This window comes from Pelomonas sp. Root1217, from assembly GCF_001425705.1.
Classification (GTDB): domain Bacteria; phylum Pseudomonadota; class Gammaproteobacteria; order Burkholderiales; family Burkholderiaceae_C; genus Pelomonas.
This window is the reverse complement of record NZ_LMDC01000028.1, coordinates 798,385-824,711: the sequence shown is the minus strand read 5'-3', so window position 1 is coordinate 824,711 and position 26,327 is coordinate 798,385. Positions and strand designations below refer to the sequence as shown.

At 65.9% G+C, this 26,327-nt stretch carries 28 protein-coding genes; 19 read left to right on the top strand and 9 right to left on the bottom strand.

What is annotated here, in order from left to right:
- Positions 1 to 621 carry a guanylate kinase gene (gmk, locus tag ASC95_RS23815; protein WP_057300144.1) on the bottom strand — a complete coding sequence of 207 codons (621 nt, stop codon included), beginning with the start codon at positions 619 to 621 and terminating at the stop codon, positions 1 to 3.
- Positions 622 to 911: 290 nt separating this feature from the next.
- Between gmk and ASC95_RS23810 the strand changes: the two genes are divergently transcribed.
- A complete protein-coding gene (locus ASC95_RS23810; protein WP_057300143.1) occupies positions 912 to 1,412 on the top strand; it encodes a DUF2231 domain-containing protein in 501 nt (166 codons plus the stop codon).
- A 10-nt stretch (positions 1,413 to 1,422) separates the two neighbouring features.
- On the opposite strand, the gene ASC95_RS23805 is transcribed toward ASC95_RS23810, so the two are convergent.
- A complete protein-coding gene (locus tag ASC95_RS23805; protein WP_057300142.1) occupies positions 1,423 to 2,706 on the bottom strand; it encodes an FAD-binding oxidoreductase in 1,284 nt (427 codons plus the stop codon).
- A gap of 41 nt (positions 2,707 to 2,747) precedes the next feature.
- Here ASC95_RS23805 and ASC95_RS23800 point away from each other — a divergent pair, with 41 nt between their 5' ends.
- The 7 genes from ASC95_RS23800 to ASC95_RS23770 all read left to right on the top strand — a co-directional run bounded on the left by ASC95_RS23800 (position 2,748) and on the right by ASC95_RS23770 (position 9,343).
- The gene (locus ASC95_RS23800) at positions 2,748 to 4,160 is read left to right on the top strand and encodes a homospermidine synthase (RefSeq protein ID WP_057300141.1); all 1,413 of its coding nucleotides are present in this window, start codon (positions 2,748 to 2,750) and stop codon (positions 4,158 to 4,160) included.
- 50 nt (positions 4,161 to 4,210) lie between these two features.
- Positions 4,211 to 6,634, top strand: coding sequence for a catalase (locus tag ASC95_RS23795; RefSeq protein ID WP_057300140.1), 2,424 nt, complete (start codon positions 4,211 to 4,213; stop codon positions 6,632 to 6,634).
- A gap of 100 nt (positions 6,635 to 6,734) precedes the next feature.
- Positions 6,735 to 7,364, top strand: coding sequence for a Sua5/YciO/YrdC/YwlC family protein (locus tag ASC95_RS23790; protein WP_057300139.1), 630 nt, complete (start codon positions 6,735 to 6,737; stop codon positions 7,362 to 7,364).
- 166 nt (positions 7,365 to 7,530) lie between these two features.
- On the top strand, positions 7,531 to 8,370 hold the full coding sequence (locus tag ASC95_RS23785; protein WP_082568045.1) for a DUF3014 domain-containing protein: 840 nt from the start codon (positions 7,531 to 7,533) through the stop codon (positions 8,368 to 8,370).
- 58 nt (positions 8,371 to 8,428) lie between these two features.
- On the top strand, positions 8,429 to 8,809 hold the full coding sequence (locus tag ASC95_RS23780) for a hypothetical protein (protein ID WP_057300137.1): 381 nt from the start codon (positions 8,429 to 8,431) through the stop codon (positions 8,807 to 8,809).
- Position 8,810: 1 nt separating this feature from the next.
- Positions 8,811 to 9,071, top strand: a complete 261-nt coding sequence (locus ASC95_RS23775; protein ID WP_082568044.1) for a DUF5985 family protein — start codon at positions 8,811 to 8,813, stop codon at positions 9,069 to 9,071.
- Positions 9,068 to 9,343, top strand: a complete 276-nt coding sequence (locus ASC95_RS23770) for a DUF5985 family protein (protein WP_235538028.1) — start codon at positions 9,068 to 9,070, stop codon at positions 9,341 to 9,343. The genes ASC95_RS23775 and ASC95_RS23770 overlap by 4 nt, the downstream gene beginning before the upstream one ends.
- Positions 9,344 to 9,347: 4 nt before the next feature.
- On the opposite strand, the gene ASC95_RS23765 is transcribed toward ASC95_RS23770, so the two are convergent.
- Together ASC95_RS23765 and ASC95_RS23760 are read right to left on the bottom strand one after the other, a co-directional pair.
- Positions 9,348 to 10,616 carry a putative Na+/H+ antiporter gene (locus ASC95_RS23765; RefSeq protein WP_057300135.1) on the bottom strand — a complete coding sequence of 423 codons (1,269 nt, stop codon included), beginning with the start codon at positions 10,614 to 10,616 and terminating at the stop codon, positions 9,348 to 9,350.
- 22 nt (positions 10,617 to 10,638) lie between these two features.
- The gene (locus ASC95_RS23760) at positions 10,639 to 11,913 is read right to left on the bottom strand and encodes a chloride channel protein (RefSeq protein WP_369820637.1); all 1,275 of its coding nucleotides are present in this window, start codon (positions 11,911 to 11,913) and stop codon (positions 10,639 to 10,641) included.
- A gap of 191 nt (positions 11,914 to 12,104) precedes the next feature.
- Between ASC95_RS23760 and pal the strand changes: the two genes are divergently transcribed.
- From pal to ASC95_RS23735, 5 genes are all read left to right on the top strand, one after another.
- The gene (gene pal / locus ASC95_RS23755) at positions 12,105 to 12,662 is read left to right on the top strand and encodes a peptidoglycan-associated lipoprotein Pal (RefSeq protein WP_057300133.1); all 558 of its coding nucleotides are present in this window, start codon (positions 12,105 to 12,107) and stop codon (positions 12,660 to 12,662) included.
- 101 nt (positions 12,663 to 12,763) lie between these two features.
- Positions 12,764 to 13,939, top strand: coding sequence for a cation:proton antiporter (locus tag ASC95_RS23750; RefSeq protein ID WP_235538027.1), 1,176 nt, complete (start codon positions 12,764 to 12,766; stop codon positions 13,937 to 13,939).
- On the top strand, positions 13,940 to 15,076 hold the full coding sequence (locus ASC95_RS23745; protein WP_057300131.1) for a YbdK family carboxylate-amine ligase: 1,137 nt from the start codon (positions 13,940 to 13,942) through the stop codon (positions 15,074 to 15,076). It abuts the gene before it with no gap.
- Positions 15,077 to 15,083: 7 nt separating this feature from the next.
- Positions 15,084 to 15,596, top strand: a complete 513-nt coding sequence (locus ASC95_RS23740) for a MarR family winged helix-turn-helix transcriptional regulator (protein WP_082568043.1) — start codon at positions 15,084 to 15,086, stop codon at positions 15,594 to 15,596.
- A gap of 430 nt (positions 15,597 to 16,026) precedes the next feature.
- Positions 16,027 to 16,647, top strand: a complete 621-nt coding sequence (locus ASC95_RS23735) for a hypothetical protein (protein ID WP_057300130.1) — start codon at positions 16,027 to 16,029, stop codon at positions 16,645 to 16,647.
- Positions 16,648 to 16,839: 192 nt separating this feature from the next.
- On the opposite strand, the gene ASC95_RS23730 is transcribed toward ASC95_RS23735, so the two are convergent.
- Entirely contained in the window at positions 16,840 to 17,754 is a 915-nt protein-coding gene (locus ASC95_RS23730; RefSeq protein ID WP_082568042.1) for a YicC/YloC family endoribonuclease, read from the bottom strand.
- A 32-nt stretch (positions 17,755 to 17,786) separates the two neighbouring features.
- Between ASC95_RS23730 and ASC95_RS23725 the strand changes: the two genes are divergently transcribed.
- Genes ASC95_RS23725 through hemW form a run of 5 tightly spaced genes read left to right on the top strand, consistent with a single transcriptional unit; the run spans position 17,787 to position 22,195 of the window.
- The gene (locus ASC95_RS23725; protein WP_056195338.1) at positions 17,787 to 18,755 is read left to right on the top strand and encodes a serine/threonine-protein kinase; all 969 of its coding nucleotides are present in this window, start codon (positions 17,787 to 17,789) and stop codon (positions 18,753 to 18,755) included.
- A complete protein-coding gene (locus ASC95_RS23720) occupies positions 18,752 to 19,660 on the top strand; it encodes a PP2C family serine/threonine-protein phosphatase (protein ID WP_057300129.1) in 909 nt (302 codons plus the stop codon). Before ASC95_RS23725 ends, ASC95_RS23720 begins: the two co-directional genes overlap by 4 nt.
- 22 nt (positions 19,661 to 19,682) lie before the next feature.
- Positions 19,683 to 20,405, top strand: coding sequence for a ribonuclease PH (gene rph / locus ASC95_RS23715; RefSeq protein ID WP_057300128.1), 723 nt, complete (start codon positions 19,683 to 19,685; stop codon positions 20,403 to 20,405).
- Positions 20,402 to 21,007, top strand: a complete 606-nt coding sequence (locus ASC95_RS23710; RefSeq protein ID WP_057300127.1) for a non-canonical purine NTP pyrophosphatase — start codon at positions 20,402 to 20,404, stop codon at positions 21,005 to 21,007. The genes rph and ASC95_RS23710 overlap by 4 nt, the downstream gene beginning before the upstream one ends.
- Before the next feature lie 3 nt (positions 21,008 to 21,010).
- Positions 21,011 to 22,195, top strand: a complete 1,185-nt coding sequence (gene hemW, locus ASC95_RS23705; RefSeq protein ID WP_057300126.1) for a radical SAM family heme chaperone HemW — start codon at positions 21,011 to 21,013, stop codon at positions 22,193 to 22,195.
- Here hemW and ASC95_RS23700 read toward each other — a convergent pair.
- A complete protein-coding gene (locus ASC95_RS23700) occupies positions 22,167 to 23,096 on the bottom strand; it encodes a LysR substrate-binding domain-containing protein (protein ID WP_057300125.1) in 930 nt (309 codons plus the stop codon). The two genes, hemW and ASC95_RS23700, sit on opposite strands and share 29 nt — an antisense overlap.
- 94 nt (positions 23,097 to 23,190) lie before the next feature.
- On the opposite strand from ASC95_RS23700, the gene ASC95_RS23695 reads away from it, so the two are divergent.
- Positions 23,191 to 23,496, top strand: coding sequence for a hypothetical protein (locus tag ASC95_RS23695; protein WP_057300124.1), 306 nt, complete (start codon positions 23,191 to 23,193; stop codon positions 23,494 to 23,496).
- Between the two features lie 16 nt (positions 23,497 to 23,512).
- On the opposite strand, the gene ASC95_RS23690 is transcribed toward ASC95_RS23695, so the two are convergent.
- From ASC95_RS23690 to ASC95_RS23680, 3 genes are read right to left on the bottom strand one after another with little or no spacing between them, the layout of a single operon-like run.
- Positions 23,513 to 24,601, bottom strand: a complete 1,089-nt coding sequence (locus ASC95_RS23690; protein WP_057300123.1) for a chemotaxis response regulator protein-glutamate methylesterase — start codon at positions 24,599 to 24,601, stop codon at positions 23,513 to 23,515.
- A gap of 10 nt (positions 24,602 to 24,611) precedes the next feature.
- The gene (gene cheD / locus ASC95_RS23685) at positions 24,612 to 25,277 is read right to left on the bottom strand and encodes a chemoreceptor glutamine deamidase CheD (protein WP_057300122.1); all 666 of its coding nucleotides are present in this window, start codon (positions 25,275 to 25,277) and stop codon (positions 24,612 to 24,614) included.
- A gap of 2 nt (positions 25,278 to 25,279) precedes the next feature.
- On the bottom strand, positions 25,280 to 26,131 hold the full coding sequence (locus tag ASC95_RS23680) for a CheR family methyltransferase (protein WP_057300121.1): 852 nt from the start codon (positions 26,129 to 26,131) through the stop codon (positions 25,280 to 25,282).
- Between the last annotated feature and the right edge of the window lie 196 nt (positions 26,132 to 26,327).

Sequence of the window (26,327 nt, the reverse complement as noted above, 5' to 3'; positions counted from 1 at the left end):
TCAGGGCAGATCGAGCGCCTGAAAGACGGCAGAGCGGTTGCGCCGCTGAGCCGCGTATTTTAGCCGTTGTGCGTGGACGATCGTCTTGAGGTCGAAAACGGCGGTGTCGAAGACCGCATTCACGACGACGAAATCGAAGTGCCGGGCTTGCGCCACTTCGACGCGGGCGTTGTTCATGCGCTTGGCGATGACTTCGGGCTCGGTGTCGCCGCGGCGGCTCAGGCGCAGGCGCAATTCGTCCCAGCTGGGCGGCAAGATGAAGATCAGCACCGCGTAAGGGAAGAGCTGCTTGATCTGCAAGGCACCCTGATAGTCGATCTCGAGAACGACGTCCTCACCGTGTTGCAGCCGCTGTTCGATGCCGGCGCGTGAGGTGCCATAGAGATTGCCATGCACCTCGGCCCATTCGAAGAAGTCGCCGTGCGCGGCCATGGCGCGGAATTCGTCCGGCGTGATGAACCAGTATTCGCGCCCATGCTGCTCCTGGCCGCGCGGCGCCCGCGAGGTGTGGGAGATGGAAACGACCAGTCGCGCATCCAGCTCAAGCAGTGCCTTCACAAGGCTGGACTTGCCCGCGCCGCTGGGCGCGGCGACGACGAAGAGATTGCCGGGATATTCCATGAAGATGTGGGCTTGACGTGCCGGGCCGTCGCCGGCCTGAGGCTAAGTGCCTGTCAGTCCTGCAAATTTCTGTCGCTGCCCAGCGGGTGATGGTTTCGGACTTTAGCTTGGCAGCGCTCGCCGGCCATGTGCGCAAGCGCGGATGTCAGTCATTTTTGGCGATGACGGCCGGAACCGCCGGGATGTTGGGCATTGGAATTGCCCCATGGCAGGCGTCCGCACTTCGCCGTTCCGGCCGCCATGCCCGACGGGCGGCGGCCCGGCAGCCGTTCAACTGCCAAGGATTTCTCATGGAAAGCAAAGTGCGTTTATTCGGCCACGCCGTTCACCAGATGCTGGTGGTCTTTCCCCTCGGCCTGCTCGGCGCCTCCGTGGTGTTCGACCTGCTGGCCCTCGTCGGCGGCTACAGCCTGATGGCCGTTGTCGCCTACTACCTCATCCTTGCCGGCGTCATCGGCGGCCTGCTCGCCGCGCCCTTTGGCGCTATCGACTGGCTGGCCATTCCCGCCGGGACGCGCGCCAAGTCTGTTGGCGCCCTGCATGCAGGCGGCAATGTCATCGTGTTGGTGGCGTTTGCCGGCAGCGCCTGGCTGCGCTATGCCGAGCCGGCGGTGCCGCCGGTCCTGGCCCTGGTGCTGTCCTTCGGTGGCGCGGCCCTGTCCCTGGTGACGGCATGGCTGGGCGGCGAACTGGTGGACCGGATGGGCGTGGGCGTGTCCGACGGCGCCCATCTCAATGCGCCCAGTTCGTTGCGCCACCGCAGCGTCGCCGCGGAGCGGCCGACGCGCTGAGCGCGGCGTTTCAGGCCCGCAGCGCGTCGCGCCAGCTCATCAGCGCGTCGCGCGTCTGCAGGCCCCAGTAGGTGCATTGCGCAGCGGCCAGGCCAAGGCGGCCAAAGGTGGGTTCGCGCCCATAGGCCGCGAAGCCGGCCGGCACGGGTTCGACGCCTGCCATCGCGCGGGCCAGCACCTCGCCGCCGAGCGTCGTCGGCGCCACCCCGTGGCCGCCGAAGCCGATGGCGTACCAGACGCCATCGGGAAAGCGGCCGATCAGCGGCATCTGGTGGCGGGTGTAGCTCATCAGGCCGCTCCAGGCGTGGGTGACGTGGGCATCGCGCAGCTGTGGGTAGACGCGCACCAGGTCGCCGTGCAGCAGCCGGGCGACGTCCGTGCTGGAACGCTCGCGCGTGGACATGCGGCCACCCCAGAGCAGGCGGGTGTCCGGCAGCGCGCGGTAGTAGTCGAAGGCGAAGCGGGTGTCGAAGACCGCAGCGGTCGTGCAGATGGCATCGCGCAGATGGTCGCCGAGGGGTTCGGTCGCCATCACGTAGGTGGCGATCGGCAGCGTGTTGCGCCCGAGGGCCGGGTACAGGCCGTCGATGTAGGCACCTGCGCAGATGGCCACCTGCCGGCAGCGCACCGAGGCCCGCCCGGTGGAGACCTGCCACCCGGCGCCATCGCGCCGCACTGCCACCACGCGGCTGTGCTCATGCAGCGCCACGCCAGCGGCGGCGAGAACCCGCGCCTTGCCCTGGGCATACTTCAGCGGGTTGAAGTGGAAGGCGTCCAGCTCATGCAGGCCGGCGTGATAGCGCTGCGTGCGCAGCTGCTCGCGCATGGCGCTGCGATCCAGCCATTGCCAGTGCAGGCCGAACTGGTCGCGCATCAGGGCCTGCAGTTCGCGCAGGCTGCTGTCGTCCTTGAACCAGCTCGCAACAATGACGCCCCCATAGACGGGATCGCAGTCGATGCGGTAGCGCTCGATGCGCGAGCGGATCTGTTTCACGGCGGCCTCGCTCATCAGGTAGAGGCGGCGAGCACCCTCGTGGCCGAGGCGGCGGTGCAGCCGGGCGGCGTCCAGGCTGAAGCCACCGGAGACGAAGCCGCCGTTGCGCCCCGACGCACCGAAGCCCAGGGTCTGCGCCTCCAGCAGCAGGCAGTCGCGCTGGCCGTGCTCGACGAGGCTGAGCGCCGTGCCCAGGCCCGCGAAGCCGCCTCCGATGATGACGGTGTCGGCTTCCGTGGCCACCGCGAGCGGCGCGAAGCGCAGCGTCGCGTCGGCGGTGTCGGCATAAAAGGTCCTCACGAGATCCTCCCGGCGGGAACTCCGATTGCCGTGATGGCGGCATGACAGAAGCTGCAAGCATCCACGCCAAGTTCGACGGGCGCCTCGTCATGCTGGGGTTCGGCAGCATTGGACAGGCTGTTCTGCCACTGCTGCTGCGCCATATCGACATGAAGGCCGCGCAGATCGAGATCCTCAAACCCTCGGCCGACGGCCTGCAGGCGGCCCGCGAGTACGGCGTGCCGCACACGGCGGCCAAGCTGGAGCGCGACAACTATCGCCAGATCCTTGTGCCCCGGCTGCGCGCCGGCGACTTCCTGCTCAATCTGTCGGTGGACGTCAGCAGCCGCGAGCTGATCGAGTTCTGCCATGAACGAGGCTGCCTCTACCTCGACACGTCGACGGAGTGCTGGCCCGACGGCAACACCGATCCGTCCAACCCGCCCGAACGACGCACCAACTACCAGCTGCGCGAAGAGGTGCTGGCCTTGCGCCGGCCGGGCGCCGCCCAACCGACGACGCTGCCCACTCTGGGCGCCAACCCTGGCCTGGTGTCCCTGCTGCTGAAGGAGGCCTTGCTCGATCTGGCCGGCCCCCAGGCTCACACGCCGGCCGACCCGACCGGCTGGGCCGGTCTCGCGCAGCAACTTGGCTTGCGCACCATCCACATTGCCGAGCACGACACCCAGGTCGGCCGGCGGCCCAAGCGGCTGGGCGAGTTCGTCAATACCTGGTCCATCGACGGCTTCATCGCTGAAGGCCTGCAGCCCGCCGAGCTGGGGTGGGGCACGCATGAACGCCACTTTCCTGCCGACGGCGGTCGGCACCCGGACGGTTGCCGCGCGGCCATCTACCTGAAGCGACCGGGCGCCGGCACGCGGGTGCGCAGTTGGACGCCGCTGGGCGGGCCATATCAGGGTTTCTTGATCACGCACGCGGAGTCCATTTCCATCGCCGACCATCTGACGGTCGGTGACCCAGGGCAACCGGCGTACCGGCCCACCGTCCACTATGCCTACCACCCCTGTGACGACGCGGTGTTGTCGCTGCACGAGCTGGCTGGCCGGCAGTGGCGGGTGCAGGACGGCAAGCGCCTGCTGCGCGACGACATCAGCGACGGCCGCGATGAACTGGGCGTGCTGCTGATGGGCGACGGCTTCGGCGCCTACTGGTATGGGTCTCAGCTCACCGTCGAGGAAGCGCGGCGCCTGTGCCCCTACAACAACTCGACTTCTCTGCAGGTGGCCGCGCCCATCATGGCCGGTGTGGCCTGGGCCATCCGGCACCCCGACCGGGGCATCCTCGAACCTGACGAACTGCCGCACGAGGAGCTGCTGGCCATGATCCGGCCCTACCTCGGCACAGTGACCGGCGTGCGCAGCGACTGGACGCCGCTGGCCGACCGCGAAACCCTGTTCGACGAAGACCTGGATCGCGACGATCCCTGGCAATTCAAGAACTTCCGCGTCGATTGAATTCGGGCACCGGATTTGCCGCTGCCGCACGCTTATCCACGGAGATTTGAATGCCCACATCCCGCAAGACCGTCAGCGGTGCCGACAAGAAAACAACCGCAGCCAAGGCCGCTGCCCGCAACACCGACAGCGGGCCCGCCAAGGTCGGGCCGTCCGGCGATGGCGATGCCGCCGCGCGCAGGGCCGCCGAGACGGGCGACGTCGCAGCGGCCATGCCCTTCAACGCCAACAAGGCGGCCGAGCACGGCATGGACAACGGCCAGCATCCGCCCGCCGGCACCAGCGTGGCGCCGCCTTCGCGCCTGCCCACAGCCAGCACGCTGTCCGAGTCCAACGCCTCGGCGAAAACCGGTGGCGTGGCCCGCGAGGGCAGCAATCCGACGACGGCGGCACTGGACCGCGTGCGGGTGGATGGCAGCGGCCAGCGGCTGACGACCAACCAGGGCGTGCCCATCGCCGACAACCAGAACTCGCTGAAGTCCGGCACGCGGGGCCCGGTGCTGCTCGAAGACTTCATCCTGCGCGACAAGATCACCCATTTCGACCATGAGCGCATCCCTGAGCGCATCGTGCATGCGCGGGGCTCCGGCGCGCACGGTTTCTTCGAGTGCACTCAGGCCATTCCCGAGCTCAGCAAGGCTGCGCCTTTCCAGCAGGACGGCAAGATCACGCCGGTCTTCGTGCGCTTCTCGACAGTGGCGGGCGAGCGCGGTTCCAAGGACACGGCGCGTGACGTGCGCGGCTTCGCCGTCAAGTTCTATACCGACGAAGGCAACTGGGATCTGGTCGGCAACAACATGCCGGTCTTCTTCATCCAGGACGCGATGAAGTTCCCCGACCTCGTGCACGCCGTCAAGCCCGAGCCGCACCACCAGATGCCCCAGGCCGCCAGCGCACACGACACCTTCTGGGACTTCGTGTCGCTGATGCCGGAGTCCACCCACATGCTGATGTGGCTGATGAGCGACCGCGCCATCCCGCGCAGCTACGCCACGATGCAGGGCTTTGGCGTGCACACCTACCGGCTGGTCAACGGCGCGGGCGAGTCGGTCTTTGTCAAGTTTCACTGGAGCCCGAAATACGGCACTCATTCCCTGGCCTGGGACGAGGCTGTGAAGATCTCCGGCGCCGACCCGGATTACCACCGCCGCGACCTCTGGGAGCGCATCGAGGGCGGCGCCTATCCGGAGTACGAGCTGGGCCTGCAGGTCTTCACCGAGGAGCAGGCCGAAGCCTTCAGCTTCGACATCCTCGACGCGACCAAGATCGTTCCGGAAGAGCTGGTGCCCATCCGCCCGGTCGGGCGCATGGTGCTCAATCGCAACCCCGACAACTTCTTCGCGGAGACGGAGCAGATCGCCTTCTGCGTGGCCAACATCATCCCGGGCCTGGACTTCACCAACGACCCGCTGCTGGCCGGCCGCATCCATTCCTACGTAGACACGCAGATCTCGCGCCTGGGCGGCCCCAACTTCCACGAGATCCCGATCAATTCGCCGATCGCGCCGGTGCACAACAACCAGCGCGACGGCATGCATCGCCAGGCCATCCACCGTGGCCGGGTGGCCTATGAGCCTAATTCGCTGGGCGGCGGCTGCCCCTTCCAGGCTGGCGCCGCACAAGGGTTCACTTCAGTGGCGGCGCGGCTGCGCGCCCGCGAGGACGAGGCCAAGGTCCGGGCCAAGCCGGAACTCTTCGCGGAGCACTACAACCAGGCGGCGCTGTTTTTCAACAGTCAGTCACCGGCGGAACAGGCCCACATCGCCGCAGCGTTCCGCTTCGAGTTGAGCAAAGTGACGGTGCCGGCTGTGCGCGAGCGCATCGTGTCCATGCTCAGAAACGCGTCCGAGACGTTGGCCGCCCAAGTCGCCGAGGGGCTGAACATCTCGCCCCTGCCCGAGCCGATGCCAAAGGCACTGGACCGCGACATCGAGCCGGAGGTGACCCGCTCGCCGCCGCTGTCGCTGCTGGCACGGCCGGGCGACGGGTCGATCCATGGCCGCAAGGTGGCGGTCTACATTGCCGACGGCTGCATCGGCGAAAGCGTGGCCGGCGTGCATGCACGGCTGCTGGAGGCGGGCGCCGTGCCGCGTTTCATCGCCAGCCGCATCGGGCCGGTAGCGACGGAGGACGGCGTCGAACTGCAGGCGGATGCCTCGTTCGAAAACGAGCCGGGCTTTCTCTTTGACGCGCTGGTGCTCGCGGATGGCGTTGCGGCCATCGTTGCATTGTCGGGCGACGCCCGCGCGCTGGACGGCATTCGAGACCAGTACCGGCACTGCAAAACCTTGCTCGCGCTGGGCACCGCGCAGGACCTGCTGGAGCTCGCCGGCGTGCCGACGACGCTGCCCGATGGCCAGCCCGACCCCGGCATCACGTTGACGAGCGACGCCGCCACGGGGGCTGACGCGCTGATCCGCGGCCTGGTCCGTCACCGTCACCCCGAGCGTGAGACGGATCCACCGCTCGTCTAGGCGCGCTATCCGGCGACGCCCTGGCGGTTTGTCCGACGCAAAGCGCGGGCGCGCCTTCTTATCGTCGAGGCATTCAACTCGACTTGGCGAGGCACACACGATGCGCCGCTTCCAGCGCTGCGAGGTCCATCCCGACAACCCGCAAGCCCGCATGCTGCAGGCGGTGGCTGACCGGCTGGGTAGCGGCGCGGTGGCAGCTGTGCCGACTGCCGCCGGCTACCTGATGGCATGCCGGCTCGACGACAAGGCGGCCGCGGCCCGGCTGCTGCACCGTGGCGACGAGCGGCAACCCGTCATGCTGCTGTGCCGGGACCTCGCTCAGGCGGCCATCCATCTGCAAATCGACGACCGGGCTTTCCGTGCCATTCGGGACACCGAGGCGGGGTCGGCTGCCTTCCTGTTGCGCTGCACCCACCGGGTGCCGCGCCGGCTCGCCTCGGTGGGTGGCGGTGCGGGCCTGCTGTATTTCAGCGCCCATCCTGCTTGCCAAGGTTTGCTGCAACTGCTCGACGAGCCGCTGCTCGCCCGGCCACCACTGCCGGGTGCGGTGATGACGGCTCTTGGCCAGTTGCCGCCCGACACCCGCGCGGCGCTGGACATCGCGCTGGACGCAGGCTCGCTGCCCGAGCCGCAGGACCTGGCCTGCGTCGAACTATTCCACCCTTCGCGACCGAGCCTCGCGCGCTGGACGGCCGTGGCCGCCAGGCAGGAGATGCACATGGCTGCCTGACGCCGGCATTGCGCTTGCTACGGCACTGATTGCGGCAAGGTCGACAAAGCGGCTGAGAGCGGGCGATGCACCGCCAGGGGAAGGGTCATTTCGCGGTGTCATTGGGGGATCGTTTCACCGCCGATGGTACATTTGTGCGAATGTAGTTTTCCCGCGATCTCGACTCATGCTCACCCCGTTGAAAGTCGCCGCTCTTGCAGCGCTCACCGCGGGAGTTCTGGCCGGTGCGTGGTATGTCCGTCAGCAGCGGGACGAGGCCCGGGCCCGTCTCGCGTCAGAACTCCCGTCGGCAGGTTTGGCCGCATCTGCTCCGGTGTCTGCAGCGTCCGTCGCGTTGCCTCCCATCGCGCCCGCCGCCTCCGTGCCCGAACCTGCACCCGCCGATCCATTGCCGCCCGCGGGCGTCGGAGATGCGCTGATCGAGCTGCTCGGGCGCAAGGTGGTCGCCAGCCAGCTCCGGGTCGATGACTTCGCGCACCGGGTGGTTGCCACGGTCGACAACATGGATCGCCAGCAGGCGTCGTCGCGCCTGTGGCCCGTCAATCCAACGCCCGACCGCTTCACGGTACGCCAGCAGGGCGGCCACAGCTACATCGATCCCGACAACGGACTGCGGTATGCCCCATTGTTGCTGCTGGTCGAGACGGTCGACATGGCCCAACTGGCAGATCTCTATCGCCGCATGTACCCCATGCTGCAAGCCGCCTACGTCGAGCTGGGATACCCGAAGGGCCGATTCAACGACCGCCTGCTGGCCGTCGTCGACCATCTGCTCGATGCGCCCGTGCCGGACGGCCCGCTCGAGGTGAAGCTGCCAGCGTTCGATCCCTCAGTTCAGCCACCGCGTCCTTGGGTTCTCTACCAGTTTGCCGACCCTGCATTGGAGTCGCTGTCCGCGGGTCAGAAATGGCTGTTGCGCCTCGGCCCCGTCAACGAACGTCGGATAAAAACGCGGCTTGTGCAGCTTAAAAGAGAGCTGCTGGCTGAATCTGGGTCGACGCACTGATGCGCATGGGAGCGGAGTACATGCCGGAGACGAAGTACATCTTCTTGTCGGGCGCGGAGTGAGCCAGCCGCGCAGCATCCCCGATGACGTCACACGCTTCGTTCTGACCAGCGTGCCTTCCGTGCCGCACCTTGAAGCGATGCTGCTTTTCCATCGCGAGCCGTCTGTGCGGCGGACGGTTGCGGAGGTGGCCCGGGCCCTGTATCTGCAGGATCGTGCGGTCACTGAGCTGCTGCAGTCGCTGTGCAGTGCGCGCATTCTTGCCTGCGAGGACGAGCGTTACTGGTATGCGCCCGACGAGACGCTGGTTGCATCGGTAGAACGGTTGGAGCAGGCCTACCGAGAGAATCTGGTGGGCGTGACCAACCTCATTCATGACGCGACGCAAAAGAGCGCCTTGCGCTTTGCGGATGCCTTCAAGTGGCGAAAGGACAGCTGACGTGGACAAGCTGATTTACGGCCTGTGTGCCTTGACCGCCCTGACCTGTGCCTTCCTGCTGCTGCGCAGCCACGCCAGGTCAGGGTTTCGAATCCTGCTTTGGAGCGGCCTCTGCTTCGTCGGGCTGACGGCCAACAATGTCCTGCTCGTGCTCGACAAGACCTTGTTCACTCATGTCGACCTGTCTTCTTGGCGGCTCTTGTTGGCGCTGGTGGCGATGACGCTGCTGGTCACTGGCCTGGTCATCGAGGGCGATCGGTGAACACCGACACGCTGAACTCTTTCCTGCTGGGCGGCATCGCCGCGCTGACCTTTGTTGCGGGCTTGTTCTTCCTGCGTTACTGGCGCAGCACCCGCGACAGGTTTTTCCTGTTCTTCATGCTGTCGTTCTGGATCGAGGCTGCGAACCGCATCCACATGGCGTTGACGCCTTCGTGGAACGAAGACACGCCAACGCATTACGGCGTGCGCCTACTGTCGTATGGCCTCATCCTGCTGGCCATCTGGGACAAGAACCGGCCGCGCGGCAAGTAGCACACTACATCAGCAGCAACGCAGCTGCTGCGACGATCGTGGGCGGCAGGGCGGCCAGCAGCAACGGCCCGGCGCCGATGGATTCATCATCGAAACCCTGCCGCAGCAAGGCCACGCCAGCGGGGTTGGGTGCATTGGCGATCACGGTCAGGCCGCCGCCCGCTACCGCGCCGGCCAGCAGCATGTACTTGGCGGGGTCGCTGATGCCTTCGATCAGCGAGCCCAGGTAGGTGAGCGCTGCGTTGTCGGTGATGGCCGTCAGGCCGACCGCGCCAAAGAACAGCGCGATGGGCGACAGAGACGACACCAGCGGCTGCAGCCACCATTGCTGCATGCCGCCCAGCACCACCAGGCCGGCCAGGAAGAACGCCACCAGCAGCGCTTCTTTCAGGATCAACGGTTCCTGGTGCTTCGGGTAGGCCTGCACGAAGCCCATGAAGAAAAGCAGCAGGCCCAGGAAGACGACGGGATGGTGTGCAAACACGACCACACCGGCAAGAAACGCCAGATGCACCAACTGGATCACGCCTGGCACTCGCGCTGGCGCGTCGGCTTGCGCAAGGCCACGCAGATGACGGCGCAGGAGCCACACCACCGCGGTCGCGTTGATGGCGACGGCCACGGCCGCCTTCCAGCCAAAAGTGGTGAACATGAATCCGGTGGTCCAGCCCCAGGTGCCCGACACCATCAACACCGGCGGCGCCGCGTATGACGTCAGAGTTCCACCGATCGATACGTTGACGAACAGGACGCCGAGCGCCGCGTACTTGGTCCACTCGGGTGGCCCTGGCCGGAACACCTGGTCGCGCAACATCAGCGCCGCCAGCGTCATGGCCGCAGGCTCCGTGACCACGGAGCCCAGCAGGGGTACGAACGACAGCGCGAGCCAGACGGACGCGATCGGCGTTGACACCGGAAGCAGCCTCGCGAGCAGGGCAACGAGCGACGAAGCGGTGGCCCGAACCGGCTTGGACGCGGCGACGACCATCACCACGAAGACGAACAGCGGCTCGGTGTATTGCCGCGATTCGGCATAGGTCAGCGCGGCCGCCCCGCCGTTGATCGCCGCCATGGCCAGCAGCAGCACGGCGGCCCACAACCCGAATACGACCTCCACCTCGCCCAGCAGGTGCAACACGCCGGCATGGCGGGCGTTGCGGTGCGCGAGGCGTTCGAAGGACTTGGTCGCGAACGTGTGAAGCAACGCCAGCGCGAACAACACAAGGGCGACCCATTCGGTGGCCCCAGCGGGGCCGGCGGAAGCGAGGGACATCGTGCAGAGAGGGAGTGTTGGGTCAGGAGATCGGGCGCTCGCCGGCGGAGCCCGTGGCCTTGGATTGCGGCGTGAGTATCGGCTGCAGCCGCGCCAGTTGTGCCAGCATCAGCGTGCTGTAGAGCGGTTGGCTGATCCAGCGGGATACCAGCTTGGCCCCGAGCGCGGCCGCCATCAGGCTGAGCACCATGGCATGGCCGTCCACCATCTCCATGACGATGATGAAGGCGGTAAGCGGCGCCTGCGTCACGGCGGCCAGAAAGCCCGCCATGCCCAGCGCGATCAAGGCGGATGAACTGGCTGTCCAACCTGTGAGCAGCGCCACGTCGGCGCCGATGCCCGCGCCGATGGCCAGCGAAGGCGCAAAGATACCGCCCGGCACTCCGGACCAAGCCGCCAGCCAGGTCGCCACGAAACGCAGAGTGACATACAGCAACGGCATGTCGGTCTGCCCCTCCAGCAGACGCCGCGTGTAGTCGTAACCGCTGCCGAAGCTGGCGCCGCCACTGGCCCAGCCGATCAACGCGATAGCCAGCCCGCAGGCCGCCGCGAACATCACGGGATGGTCCTTGCGCCAGCGGCTGAACCGGTCCGGCGTGCCCACCAGCGACGCATGGAGCAGGCGAGAGAACAAGCCCCCCAGAACTCCGCTCGCCAGAGTCACGAGCAACGCCGGAAACAGGAAGCCCGGCTCCAGCGGCGGGACCCGGATCACGCCGAAGTAGGTCGAGTTGCCGAAGGCCGACACGGCCATCAGGCCGGCCAGCACGATGGCAGAGATGATCAGGCCGCTGTTGCGTTGCTCGATGCGTCGGCTCAGCTCCTCGATCGCGAACATGACGCCGGCCAGCGGCGCGTTGAACGCGGCCGCGATTCCCGCGGCACCGCCGGCGGTCAGCAGGCCGTGGTTGGACACGGGCGCTCCTTTGGGCAGCCAGCGGCGGGCGTGTTGCATGACGCCGGCGGCAATCTGCACCGACGGTCCTTCCCGCCCGGTGGCAAGGCCCGCCATCAGTCCGCCCGCAGTGAGCACGGCTTTCGCCGCACTGAGGCGCAGCGACACGAACAGCCGCCGGTCCTGCTCATCAACCGTTGGATCGAGTGCGGCCATCACCTGCGGGATGCCTGAGCCGGCAGCACCAGGCGCGTAGCGCCGTGTCAGCCAGACCAGCGCGCCGAGGCACGGAGGCGTCCAGATGAACGGCCACCAGGCGTGAAACGTCCGCAAGGCGACAAAACCGTTCAGCGCGCGCTCGCACAGCCATGTGAAGGCCACCACCGATACGCCGGCCAGCACCGCAAACAGCAGGACGACGAACCGACCCAGCCATTGGCGCCAGTCCGCGAAATCATCGCGGATCGATGCGACGACGTCGGGCTGCTCAGGCTGCAGGTGGGTTGGAGGTGTCATGGGTATAACATTTGCACAAATGTATATGTTACGCTTGTGTTGCCAATTCCCGGGCCGGCTGCCCCGGCCGATGTCACATGAGCACCCTCAAGTCACGCGCGGCGCTTTGCGCCCTTTCCTTGATCTTGGCCGCATGCAGCAACACGACGGTGGTCGACCCTGCCAAAAGCGTCAGCTATGCCGGGCCGCCGTCCACTGCGCCCGCGGCGAGCACGACAGGCCGTCCGGTTCCGGCGGCACCCATGGCCCCCAGGGTCGCTGCCCATCTGGATCCGAACAACCTGCTGTACCGCGAGCGGAGTTTGTACTTCGACTACGACGGTTCGTCGTTGCGCGGGCAGGACCAACGCCTGGTGGAGGCCCACGGCAACTACCTCGCTGGCATGCCGACGCTGCAGGTTAGGGTAGAGGGCCATACGGACGAACGGGGTAGCAGGGAATACAACCTGGCCCTGGGGCAACGTCGGGCAGAGGCGGTCAAGTCAGCGCTGATGGTGCTCGGTGTTCGGGATTCGCAGGTCGAGGCTGTGAGCTTCGGCAAGGAGAAGCCCCGTGCCGTGGGGCACGACGAAGCGGACTGGGCGCAGAACCGGCGGGCGGACATCGTGTACCCCTTCGCGCCCGGCAGCAAATAACGACGGCGGCCACGAGCCCGCTGGTCGCGTGAGCTCAGGCGGGCCAATTGGCTTGGGCACCGGCGAGGTGCTTCTTTTTGTGGGGCCCCATGTCTGGTGGAATGATTGCGCTGCAGGAACTCGGTTGGCCCATGGCCGTCGTGTTGGCCTGGGTGATCGGCGAACTGGGCCATCGGTGGACCCGGCTGCCGCGGATCAGCCTGTATGGCATCGTCGGATTCGCGCTCGGGCCAGCGCAGGCCGGGCTGCTGTCAATGACCATGGGCGGCACGGCGATGCTGCTGGCCAACATCGCCTTTGGCCTGATCCTGTTCGAGTTCGGCTACCGCATCAACCTCAACTGGCTGCGGCACAACCCTTGGCTGGCAGCAAGCGGCCTGCTGGAGTCGTCACTGACCTTTGGCTGCGTGATGCTGCTGGCTTTGCTTTGCGGGCTGCCTATGCTCACGGCACTGTTGCTGGCGTCGCTGACGATGTCCACGTCGCCGGCCGCGGTGATGCGCGTGGTCAACGAGCAGCGCAGTTCGGGGCAGGTCACGGAACGCCTGATCCACCTGACCGGCCTGAACTGCGTACTGGCGGTGTTCACCTTCAAGGTGATCGTCGGCGTCTGGACTTTCCAGAGCTCGGGGAGCCTGGTGCAGGCCGCGCTGAACAGCGTCGTGCTTCTTGCCGCGTCTGTGGCGCTCGGCGCACTGTTCGGTATGACCGTGCCGGCGCTGCTGCGCCGTCTGGGCAACCTCAGCCGCGACGCGACGATCGCGTTCGCCATCTCGGTCATGCTGCTGGTCGCGCTGGCGCATACCTTCAAGCTGTCGCCCGTGCTGGCCACCCTGACCTTCGGCCTGATGGCGCGCCATCGGCGCGTCACCTTCAGCGCGACCCAGCGCAACTTCGGGGCTCTCGGGGACTTACTGACCGTGGTGCTGTTCATGTTCGTCGCCAGCACGCTGGAATGGCAACGCGTCATCAGCGGGCTCGGTCTGGCACTGGGGTTGATCGCCGCGCGGGCTGTCGCCAAGGTGATCGGCGTCACCTTGTTCGCCCGCTGGAGTGGGATCTCGGCGCGCAAGGGCATGCTGACGGGGGTCGCGATGATGCCGATATCCGTCTTCGTCATCCTGCTGCTTGAGCAGGCGCGCTATCTGGGAGTGGACCTTGTCGACCAACTCGCGCCCCTGGCCGCCATGACCTTGCTGCTGGAGCTGGCCGGACCCGTGGTGACGCAGCGCGCCCTGATCTCGGCGCGGGAAACCCACGAATCGGCGGAGCACTGAATGGCCCTCGAAGCCTTTACCAAGTCAGCCGCCTTGACGCTGGGCGTCGAGCTCGAGCTGCAGCTCGTCTCGCTGAGCGATTTTGATCTTATCGATGCCAGTCCGGACATGCTCGACCTGTTGGGGCGCACAAGGTTCCCTGGCAACGTGGTGCCTGAGATCACCGAAAGCATGATCGAGATCTCCACGGACATTCAGACGTCTCACACGGGCCTGCTGTCTCAGCTGCGGGACATCCGTGATGCCCTGGTGCGCGCTGGCGACACGCTCAACGTCGGTGTTGCCGGCGGTGGGACGCACCCTTTCCAACAATGGAGCCAGCGCAAGATTTACTCGAAGCCGAGGTTCAAGGAGGTGTCTGCGCTATACGGCTACCTGGCCAAGCAGTTCACCATCTTCGGGCAGCACGTGCACGTCGGCTGCGCCTCAGGTGACGATGCGATGTTCCTGCTGCACTCGCTGAACCGCTACGTGCCGCACTTCATTGCGTTGTCCGCGTCCTCGCCATTCGTTCAGGGCAAGGACACCTTGTTCAACTCGGCGCGGCTGAACTCCGTGTTCGCCTTCCCATTGAGCGGTCGCGCGCCCTTCGTGCTGGATTGGCGCGGATTCGAGCAAGGCTACTTTGCGCACATGGAGCGCACCGGCATCGTCAAGAGCATGAAGGACTTCTATTGGGACATCCGCCCCAAGCCGGAGTTCGGCACCATTGAACTCAGGGTTTGCGACACGCCACTCACCGTGGAGCGGGCGGCAGCGCTGGCCTGCTACCTGCAGGCGCTGTGCGCCCACCTCCTGGAGCGCACCGAGCCACCGCCGGTTGAGGACGACTATCTGGTCTACAACTACAACCGCTTCCAAGCCTGCCGCTTCGGTCTTGACGGCACCATCGTGCATCCCAAGGGCTATGAAACGCTGTCGTTGCGCGAGGACATCCTTGCGACGTTGCGGCACCTGGAACCCCATGCCGACCGGCTGGGGAGCCGCGCGGCGCTCGATCACCTGTACCAGGCCACGCACGAGGGCAGCGACGCGACCTACCTGCGTCAACAGCATGGCGAGCGCGGGAGCCCGGAGGGCATGGTGGACGCCGCACTCGCTCGGTTCCGCAACTCGGCACCGGTCACGTCCTTATGATTTGTCGATGGTCAGCCAACGCACCACCAGCATTCCCGAGCCTTCTGCGGATACCCGGCAAAATGAGGACGCTGCGCATGTGCTGAGACAGTTCCGGCAGGTGCTGAACACCGTCAAGACGCACTTCCAGCAGGTCGAGAAGAAGTCGGGGCTTGGCGGAGCCCAGGTTTGGGCGCTGAGCATCGTCCAGCAGCGGCCCGGCGTCGGCGTCAATGACTTGTCACGCGCAATGGACATTCATCAGTCCACGGCCAGCAATCTGGTCAAGGCCTTGATCGCCAAATCACTGGTGGAAGTGAGAAGGGAAGGCGCTGACCGGAGATCCGTCCAGCTCTATCTTCTGCCAGAAGGCGCAAGGACCTTGCGCAAGGCGCCCGGTCCCTTTGCCGGCGTGTTGCCCGGCGCGCTGCGGGCGTTGGATGCACCCACGCTGCGCCGGCTCAAGAAGGACCTGGCCCAGTTGATCGTGGCCCTTGACGCCGATGAGAAGGGCGCCGGTATTCCGCTGGGAGACATGTGAATGGCGTCCGCCAGCCATCGGTTTCGCCGCAGCGAGCAAAGTGCTATCCGCTGAAACGCGATGCGCTTCGCCACAGTGCTGTCGTCTCGGCCAGGGCGTTGTTCTTGCGTCGCAGATCTCGGTCGAGCTCCTTGATGCGTCGCCGATCCTGCTGGCCCGGCGCAGCTCCTGAAGCCCGGAAAAGGCCTGGGTGGCGCCGTTGCGCATGCGATCCGGAGGTCTCTTTCGCCAGGCCCGAGTTTGGTGACCTGTACGTGCAGTCTCGCAGGCTGGCGGGGTTTATCGATTCACCGAATCTCCAAGGTCTACGCCACAGCTCGAGAGCGCCCGCGTTGCTTCCAAACGTCCCAACAAGATGGGACGGATACCTACCTATTTATCTGTGACTACCGAACAGAAGAATGCACCTCTTTTTGTTTGGGAGAGTCAAATGAAACACACCTTCTTGGCGACCGCATTGGTGGCCATCACGCCTCAGTTGGCGTTTGCCGCCGAGGGCGACGACTACGTCGATAGCTGCACGCAAGAGCAGGTGGCCGTCAACTACTACCAAGGAACGGCAACGTGTTCGGTCAACGAAGACACGTCGGTCGGCAGCGGCCCCATCGTCCTTTCGAAATGGATCAGCAAGACGACCGAATCTTGGGTGACCCTCCGCATGGTGAACAGCACGGGATCATGTCAAGCTGCCGTGCCATTCTTCACCACCGAAAACACTGTCCGGAACGTCTGCACCAAGGTGCCGCGGGAGCCGTATGTGAAGCTGACCTCCACCAGCCTCGGATGCATCAATCAGCGAGCGACCGGCCAGCTCATTTGGCAAAAGTACGCCAATAAGAACTACACCGTGGAAAAGAGCTGGGAGGGTGGTCCGTTCCAACTCGTTGGAAACTACACATCCACCTCGGGCCACCCCCAGTACTCGTACGCGCCCCCTGGCGGTCAAGTAACCTACCGACTTGCCTCGCAGGAAGTTGGCACGGTTTTTTGGGGTTCATATTCGTACGTGACCATCAACCTCCCGAACTGCAAGGGTCAGCTGGAACACTAGCCTCCAAGTGACGGTGTTCGGACGGCCTGCCTCGGGAAGGCAGGCCGTCTCCATTTCCTCATCACACCCTCGGCCGGCAGACTGCCCTATGCCTGACGCAGTTGTGCTTTCGGTCCGGCAGCCCCTCAGTCGGTACAGGGCAGCGAATCAGACAGGCTGAAATGCCTCGTTGGCCTTCGCCCGCCTGAAACGCTACTCAATGTTCTGCACCTGCTCACGCATCTGTTCGATGGCCACTTTCATTTCGACGGAGATATTGGTCAATTCAAGCGCGGCGGATTTGGAACCCAGGGTATTCGCTTCGCGATGTAATTCCTGAATCAGAAAATCCAGGCGTTTGCCGAGTTCTCCGCCTTTTTTCAGCAGGCGGGTCAGCTCTTCCAGGTGTGCCCGCAGGCGCCCCAGTTCCTCGGCCACGTCGATGCGGATGGCGAAGGCTGCGGCCTCGTTCAGCGCGCGCTCCTGCAAAGCTTCCTGCGGCACGCTGGCGCCGGCGCCCGTGGTGGCCAGCGCTTCCTGCCAGCGCTCCAGAAAGCGCTGCTGCTGGCGCGCGACGACGGCGGGCAGCAGCGGCTCGGCCTCGTCGGCCAGCACGCGCAGCCGCGCAATGCGTTCGTTCAGGATGGCCACCAGCTTCTCGCCCTCGCGCTCACGGGCCTCGGCCAGGCCCTGCACGCAAGCCAGCGCCGCCTCCAGCGTGGCGCTATCCAACTGGGCCGGCGCCGCCGTGCCGCTCTTGCACCAGTTCAAGGCTTCATGAACGGACAATGGCGCGGCCTGGGGCAGCCAGGTGAGCACCTTGGCTTCCAGGCTGGCCAGGCGGTTGAGCTGTTCGGGCTGGGGTTGCGGCCAGGCGCCATCGGCGTCGCGCTGGGTGTTGATGCGCAACTCGATCTTGCCGCGCTTGAAACGTGCCGCGATCAGCTCGCGCAATTGGGGTTCGAGGCCGCGCATTTCCTCGGGCATGCGCATGGACAGGTCCAGGAAACGGCCATTGACCGACCGCAATTCCACGCTCACTGAAGCTGGCGAAGAGCTGTTGCCATCCTCGGCTTTAGGGGGTTGCGCCAGGGAATTGGCGTACCCGGTCATGCTGTAGACTGGCATTTCGCATCTCGCAATACAGATAAAACGCGATTATGTCCAAGCCGAAGCCGGCGCCCTTGCCCGCAGGCACGGTGGTTGGGGGCTATCAGATCATCAAGCGACTGGCGGCGGGCGGTTTCGGCGTGGTGTATCTCGCCGAGGATCCCGACCACCACCTGGTCGCTTTGAAGGAATATCTGCCCTCGTCGCTGGCCGAACGTTCGCCCGGCGAACTGACCCCTCGCGTCAAGCCCGAGAAGCAACCGCTATACCGCCTCGGCTTGAAGAGCTTCTTTGAGGAAGGCCGTTCGCTCGCACAGATCTCGCATCCCAGCGTCGTCTCGGTGCTGAACTTCCTGCGCGAGAACGAGACCGTCTACATGGTCATGAACTACCTGCAAGGCGACACGCTGCAGGACTTCATCGTGACCGCGCGAGACATGAAGCGCGACAAGGTCTTCCGCGAGTCGACCATCCGCAGCCTCTTTGACGAGATCCTGCGCGGCCTGCGCATCGTCCACCAGCACAAGATGCTGCACCTGGACATCAAGCCGGCCAATATCTTCATCACCAACGACAACAAGGCCGTGCTGCTGGACTTCGGCGCTGCGCGCGAGGTGCTGAGCAAGGAAGGCAACTTCATCCGTCCGATGTACACGCCGGGCTTTGCCGCACCGGAGATGTACCGCCGCGATGGCTCGCTGGGCCCCTGGACCGACATCTACGCCATCGGCGCCTGCATCTATGCCTGCATGCAGGGCTACCCGCCCAACGACGCGCCGCAGCGCCTGGAGAAGGACCGGCTGTCCTTGAGTCTGTCGCGGCTGCGCAATGTCTACTCGGACAACCTGCTCGAGGTGACGGAGTGGTGCATGTCGCTGGATGCGCTGTCGCGCCCGCAGAGCGTGTTCGCGCTGCAGAAGGAGCTCGCTCGTGAGACCGAAAGGCGCTACACCAAGCTCAGCTTCAGTGAACGCCTCAAACTCCAGCTTGAAAACCTGAAGTCCGGAGCGAAAGCGTGAGATTCAACGTCTTCCAGGTCAGCCGTCGTGGCGGCCGCGAGACCAACGAAGACCGCATGGGCTATTGCTTCACACGGGAGGCCGGGCTGTTTGCGCTGGCTGACGGCATGGGCGGCCACCCTGAAGGCGAGGTCGCGGCCCAGATCGCGTTGCAGACCCTGGCGGCACTGTTCCAGCAGGACGCCCGTCCGGTCATCGAAGACCCGCAGCGCTTCCTGCAGGAAACCATCGTCATCGCTCACCAGCAACTGCTGCGCTATGCCGAGAGCAAGGGCCTGCACGACACGCCGCGCACGACCGTTGTTGCCTGCATCCTGCAGGGCAACCAGGCTTGGTGGGCGCATTGCGGCGACTCGCGGCTGTACCTCGTGCGGGCCGGCAAGCTGATTGCCCGCACCCGCGACCATTCCTACTCCGAGTTGCAGGAAGCCCTGGGCCGCGTGGCCCGTGGCGGCGAGCCCTTCAATCGAAACGTGCTCTTCACCTGCCTCGGCAGCCCTGGCAAGCCCATGGTGGACTGCCAGGGCCCGCTCATCATGGAACCGTCGGACCGCATCCTGCTGTGCTCAGACGGCCTGTGGGGCAGCGTGGAAGACGGCGAGATCGTCCAGCACGTGGCCGACCAGGCCATCTCCGAGGCCGTGCCCGACCTGGTTGAGCAGGCGCTGCGCGTGGGTGGTGCACGCAGCGACAACGTCACCGTGCTGGCCGTCGAATGGGAAGGCGAAGGCGAGCCCAGCGGTGAGACCACGCAGAATCTGGGCAATTCCGGCTTTGCGTCCACCATCCAGGGCGCGCTGGATGCCGACCTCGTCGCCGGCATGGACGACGAGGAGATCGAGCGCGCCGTGCGCGAGATCAACGAAGTGATTCGCCAATCAGGCCGCGGCGCCAATCGGCGCTGAACGCCGCTAACTTTCCTTTCCAATGACCAAGACCTTCACGCGCAGCGCAGGCCGCGCCGCCAATCAATTGCGCCCGGTGCGCATCACGCGTGGTTTCACCGTGCATGCCGAGGGCTCGGTGCTGATCGAGTTCGGCGGCACCCGCGTTCTGTGCACGGCCTCGGTCGAGGAGCGCGTGCCGCCGCACAAGCGCGGCTCGGGCGAGGGCTGGGTGACGGCCGAGTACGGCATGCTGCCGCGTGCCACCCATACCCGCGGCGACCGCGAGGCCGCGCGCGGCAAGCAAAGTGGCCGCACGCAGGAGATCCAGCGCCTCATCGGCCGCTCGCTGCGCGCGGTGTTCGACCTGAGTGCCCTGGGCGAACGCACGATCACGCTGGACTGCGATGTGCTGCAGGCCGATGGTGGCACGCGCACGGCGGCCATCACGGGCGCTTTCGTTGCAGCCCAGGATGCCGTCAACAGGCTGCTGGCCGATAGCAAGCTGTCGCGCTCGCCGATCAAGGACACGGTGGCCGCCATCTCGGTGGGCATCGTCGACGGCGTGCCGCTGCTGGACCTCGAGTACATCGAAGACGTGGCCTGCGACACAGACATGAATGTCGTCATGACGGGCTCGGGTGGCTTTGTCGAGCTGCAGGGCACGGCCGAGGGCGTGGTGTTCACGCGTGACGAGATGAATGCGCTGCTGGACCTGGCCGACAAGGGCATCCGCGAGCTGATCGAGTTGCAGAAATCCGCATGAAGTTGGTTCTCGCCTCCAACAGCGCCAAGAAGCTCGTCGAGTTGCAGGCGCTGTTTGCACCGCTCGGCATCGAGCTGGTGAACCAGGGCAGCCTTGGCATTCCGGAGGCGCAAGAGCCGTTCGACACCTTTGCCGAGAACGCACTGACCAAGGCCCGCCACGCGGCCAGGCTCAGCGGCCTGCCAACGCTGGCCGACGACTCGGGCTTGAGCGTCGATGCCCTCGGCGGTGCGCCCGGCGTGCGTTCCGCGCGCTATGCGCTGGATGCGGGTGGCGAGAAAAGCGATGCGGCCAACAACGAGCGCCTGCTGCGCGAGATGGCTGCGATCAAAGACCGGCGCGCGCGTTTTGTCTGCGCCTTGGTGGCGGTGCGCAGCGCCGACGACCCCGAGCCGCTGATCGCGATGGGCCGCTGGAGTGGCGAGATCCTGACGGCGCCGAGCGGCGAGGGCGGCTTCGGCTACGACCCGTTGATGCACATTCCCGAGCTCGGCCAGACCGTGGCCAGCCTGGGCGCGGAGGTCAAGAATCGTCACAGCCACCGCGCGCTGGCGGCCGTGCACCTGATCCAGCAGTTCCGCGAGGTCTGGCGCCTCGGCTGAGTCATGGCTGAACTGTTGAACCTGATGCGTCCGGGCACGCTGCAACTGCCCGCGCTGCCCCCGCTCGCTCTCTACGTGCACCTGCCCTGGTGCCTGCGCAAATGTCCCTACTGCGACTTCAACTCGCACGAGGTCAAGGACGGCGCACTGGCCATCGACACGGCCGAGGCCTATCTCGCAGCGCTGCGGGCTGATCTCGAAGCCGCGCTGCCGCTGATCTGGGGCCGCCATGTCATCAGCATCTTCATTGGTGGCGGCACGCCCAGCCTGTTCAACCCCGAGCAGATCGCCCAGCTGATTTCGGACATCCGCGCTCGGCTGCCGCTGGAGCCGGGCTGCGAGATCACGCTGGAGGCCAACCCCGGCACCTTCGAGCGCGAGCGTTTCAAGGGCTTCCGCCAGGCCGGCGTCACGCGGCTGTCGGTCGGCGTGCAGAGCTTCGACGACACGCAGCTGAAGACGCTGGGCCGCGTGCACAGCGCGACCCAGGCGCGCGAGGCCCTCACCGAGGCCGCAGCGGCCTTCGAGACCTTCAACCTCGACCTGATGTATGCGCTGCCCGGCCAGACGCTGGACGACCTGTCACGTGAGCTCGATGAGGCGTTGAGCTTCAATCCGCCGCACCTGTCCATCTATCACCTGACCATCGAGCCCAATACGGTGTTCGCGACGCGCACACCCGAGCATCTGCCCGACCCGGATCTCGCCAGCGACATGCTGGACCTGATCACGGCGCGTACCGGCGCCATCGGCCTGTCACGTTATGAGGTCTCGGCCTATGCCCGCGAGGGCCATCGCTGCCTGCACAACCTGAATTACTGGCAGTTTGGCGACTACCTCGGCATCGGTGCCGGTGCGCACAGCAAACTGAGCTTCCCCAACCGCGTGCTGCGCCAGGTGCGGTGGCGTGAGCCGGCTGCCTTCGTGGCGCAGGTCAACAAGGTCAGCAACGAGCATGAGGTGGCGCGCAAGGACCTGCCATTCGAGTTCATGCTGAATGCGCTGCGGTTGAAGGAAGGCGTCACGCTGACGCAGTTCCTCGAACGCACGGGCTTGCCGGTTTCAAGCATCGCCAAGGGTTTGGAGACGGCGCGTGGGCGCGGCATGCTGACGGATGACAAGGCGCGCATTCAGCCCACCGAGCGCGGTTTCGATTTCCTCAGCGATCTGCAGCAGCTGTTTCTTTGAGCCTTTGCTGCAGGGCGGCGACCTCAGCGTGCAGCCAGTCGCAGAAGATGCGCACCGCCGGGTCGTCCCGCAGCGCTTCGGGGTAGACGACCTGGTAGTCGCGCGTGGCGTCGTCGTCAACGGCGTGGGCCGACAGCCGCACGAGCCGCCCATCCAGCAGGGCGTCGGCGGCAAACAGTTCGCGGGTCAACGCCACGCCCATACCTTGTTCGGCAGCCTGCCCCAGCATGGCGGCGTCATTGAAGGTCGCCACCGGCGTTGGCACCGTGCCCTTGTGGCCCACCTCGGCAAACCACTGCCGCCACAGGTCCGCATCGCCCATCAGCGGCTGCTGCGTCAGCAGCTCCGGCGGCGCGCCCACCAGGCGCTGGGCAAGCAGCGGCGCGGCGACGACGATGTGCGGCGAGTGAAAGAGCGGCTCGCAGATCAGCCCGGGCCAGCCGCCGCGGCCGATGCGCAGGCCGATGTGAAACCCCTCGCGTTCCAGGTCCACCACCTGCTGGGATGAATGCAGGTCCAGCGTGATGCAGGGCTGCAGCGCTTGCCAGCGCGGCAGGCGGGGCAGCAGCCAACGCTGCGCGAACGAGGGCAGGGCGGTGACGCGCAAGGTCTGCGCGGCGCTGCCGTGCGCCTGCGCGGCGGCCAGCAGGCCCGCCTGCAGGGCGGCGAACACCTGCGTCACGCCGCGCTGCAGCGCCTGTCCGGCAGGGTTCAGGGTCAGCCGCCGGCCCTGGCGCGTGAACAGCTCAAAGCCGAGCTGAGCTTCCAGCCCGCGGATCTGCTGGCTGACTGCGCTGTGCGTCAGGTGCAGGCTCTCGGCCGCAGCACGCAGGTTCTCTGTCTGGGCCGCGGCGCGAAAGGCGGCGAGGTAGTGAAGGGGAAAACGGTCGAGTGAGGCCATCTGGTAAGCCAATCCAACCAATCAGTGAAGAAATAAGCGCTTCGTGGCGAAGCTCTGGATGCATAGCATAACCAGCACTTGAAGGAGACCCGCCATGACCACTCTGCCCCGCTGGATTGCTTTTGCCTCATTTGCCGCCGTCCTCGTGCTCGCCACGACCGGTGCCCGGGCGTTCACGGATTCGAATGCCGAACTGAAGGAAGCGGCTGCAGAGCGCTCGAACCGCGTCATCGTGACCGGCAAGGCCGAACGGCCGCTGCAGACGGCCTGGGTGCCGGCCAGCCCGAAATCGCTGGACGGCTTCAAGCCGGTCTTCCCGGCCGACCCCGTGGTCGTCGCGCGTCACCGTCCGATGCTGCTGGCCAAGGCCGAAGCGCCGGCCAGCGCCGGTAGGCGCTGAGCCACTTGACGCGCCGCTAGACGCGGTTCAACGAGATGCCCGACGTGGCCCGCAGCCGCTCCAGCACCTTGGCCGCGATCTGGTTCAGCGGCAGCACCTCGTCTGCCGCGCCGGCCGCGATGGCCTCGCGCGGCATGCCGAAGACGACGCAGCTGGCCTCGTCCTGGCAGTAGTTGTAGGCGCCAGCGTCCTTCATGACCTTCATGGCCCTGGCGCCATCGGCGCCCATGCCGGTCAGCATGATGCCGATGGCGTTCGGCCCGACCACCTTGGCTGCCGACAGGAACAGCGCCTCGACCGAGGGCTTGTGGCGGTTGATGGGTTCGCCGTCCTGAACGCGAGCGATGTAGTTGGCGCCGCTGCGCTCCACGGTCAGGTGCAGGCCCCCCGGGGCGATGTAGCCGTGGCCGGGCAGGATGCGCTCGCCGTCCTGGGCTTCCTTGACGCGGATCTTGCACAGGCCGTCCAGCCGCGCCGCATAGCTCTTGGTGAAGCCGGGCGGCATGTGCTGGGTGATGACGACGGCCGGGCTGTCGGCGGGCAGGTTGATCAGCACGTCCTTGGTGGCCTCGGTGCCGCCGGTGGAGGCGCCGATGAAGATGATCTTTTCGGTCGAGGCCCTGCCGAGGCTGGCCATCGTGACGGCCTTCACCGGGGCCGGCGCGGCAGCGCCCGGCGCGGGCGGCGGTGGCGCGCGGCGGATGTGGGCCTTGGAGGCGATGCGGATCTTGTCGGTGATGTCCTGGGCCAGTTGGCGGATGCCATCGGCTACGCCGATCTTGGGCTTGGCGACGAAGTCGATCGCACCCAGCTCCAGCGCCTTCAGCGTGACTTCGGCACCGCGCTCGGTCAGCGTGGACACCATCACCACCGGCATTGGCCGCAGCCGCATCAGGCGAGACAGGAAATCGAGGCCATCCATGCGCGGCATCTCGACGTCCAGCGTGATGACGTCAGGGTTGAGGTTGCGGATCATCTCGCGCGCGACGAGCGGGTCGGCGGCCGCGCCGATGCATTCCATGTCGGACTGCCGGTTGATGATCTCGGTGAGGATGGAGCGCACCAGCGCTGAGTCGTCCACCACCACGACTTTGGTCTTGGCCATCGGCGGCCTCCTAGAACAAGTCGATGGAGCCGCCGCTGCTGGCGACCGGCTGCACCTTTTGAATGGCTGCTCGGTCCTGCTGGACCAACGCGTCGGTATTCGTCGCTGCCAGGCGCTTGACCATCGCCTTGCCGCTGGCCGGCAGGAAGCAGACCTTGCGCGGGTAGACGTCCATCACGTCCTTGGACACGATGGGGATGCGCTCCAGCTTCAGGAAGTCGATGACGAAATTGGTGTTGCGCTCGCCGACGTTGAGCGAGTTCATGCCCGAGATGACGGCGCCGCCGCCGAAGATCTTGGCTTCCATGCGCGCCTTGCTGGCACCGCGCTTCATCATCTCGTTGATGAGCAGTTCCATCGCGAAGGAGCCGTAGCGGCCCGAGTCGCCATTGCCCTCGGGCAGCATGAAGTGGTTCATGCCGCCGACCCTGGCGACGCGGTCCCACAGGCAGGCGGCGATGCAGGAGCCCAGCGTCGTCATGACGAGCAGGTCTTCCTGGTCGACGAAGTACTCGCCCGGCAGGATCTTGACGGCAGCGTCCTTGAAATGCGCGTCGTAGAAGAAGAACGAGGCCTCACCCTGCTTGCGCGGCTGGGCCTTGAGGTGGTTGACCTTGGCCACTGCGACCGGGTTGCCGAGGCCGACGGTGGGTGGCGAGGCAAAAGGGGTGCTCATGGTCAGACCCGTTCGTAAATGGTTTTGCCGCGCAGCTTGAACAGGTCGCGGGCTTCGGTGAAGTTCTCCGAATGCCCGACGAAAAGCAGCCCTCCCGGGCGCATGACACGGTGGATGCGCTCCAGCACCTTGCGCTGGGTGGGTGCATCGAAATAGATCATCACGTTGCGGCAGAACACCATGTGAAAGGGATCACCCAGTTGCCACTGCGCGTCCATCAGGTTCAGCGAGCGGAACTCGACCCAGCGCTGCAGTTCTGGCTTGACGCGGATCTTGCCGGAGTTGGCACCTGTGCCGCGCATGAAAAAGGTCTTCAGCCGCGTCGCGTCCAGGCCGCGTGCGTCGGCGTTGTAGACGCCGCGCTTGGCCGTGGCCAGCACGTTGGTGTCGATATCGCTGGACACGAGTTGCACCGAGGCGCTGGGTCCCAGGGCCTCGCTGCAGGTCATCAGGATGGAATAGGGCTCTTCGCCGGTGGATGCGGCGCAGCACCAGATGCGGACTTGCTTGCCGGCATAGGGCTTGAGGTCGTCCTTCAGCGCGTGGAAGTGATGCTCTTCGCGGAAGAAGGAGGTCAGGTTGGTCGTCAGGCAGTTGACGAACTCCTGCCATTCCGCGGCACCCGACGGGCCGGTCGAGGCCTCCAGCCACTGCAGATAGCTGCCGAAGCTCTTGTGCCCGGTCTCACGCAGGCGGCGAGACAGCCGGCTGTAGACCATCGCATGTTTGCCGTCATGCAGGCTGATGCCGGCGTGCTTGTAGATCAGTTCACGCACACGGTCGAAGTCGGCCTTGCTGAAGCTGAATTCGTGGTCGAGGGAGTCCGTGCCGGAGGCGAGGTCGGGTGCGGGCATGTCGAAATTCAGATTTGTTGGTGCTCGCAGCAGTTCTGGCGTGGCGCGCCGATTCTGCACCGCAGGGCCGTTTTGCAGCCCCTGGGCCGGTCCAGCATAGTGCAAACAGCCTCCAGGAACGTGCCTGTTTCACGACCTGGGCGCGCGGGGGCCGCTGCTAGACTGCCCTGAAACCACAATCCACCCATTCGCCCAC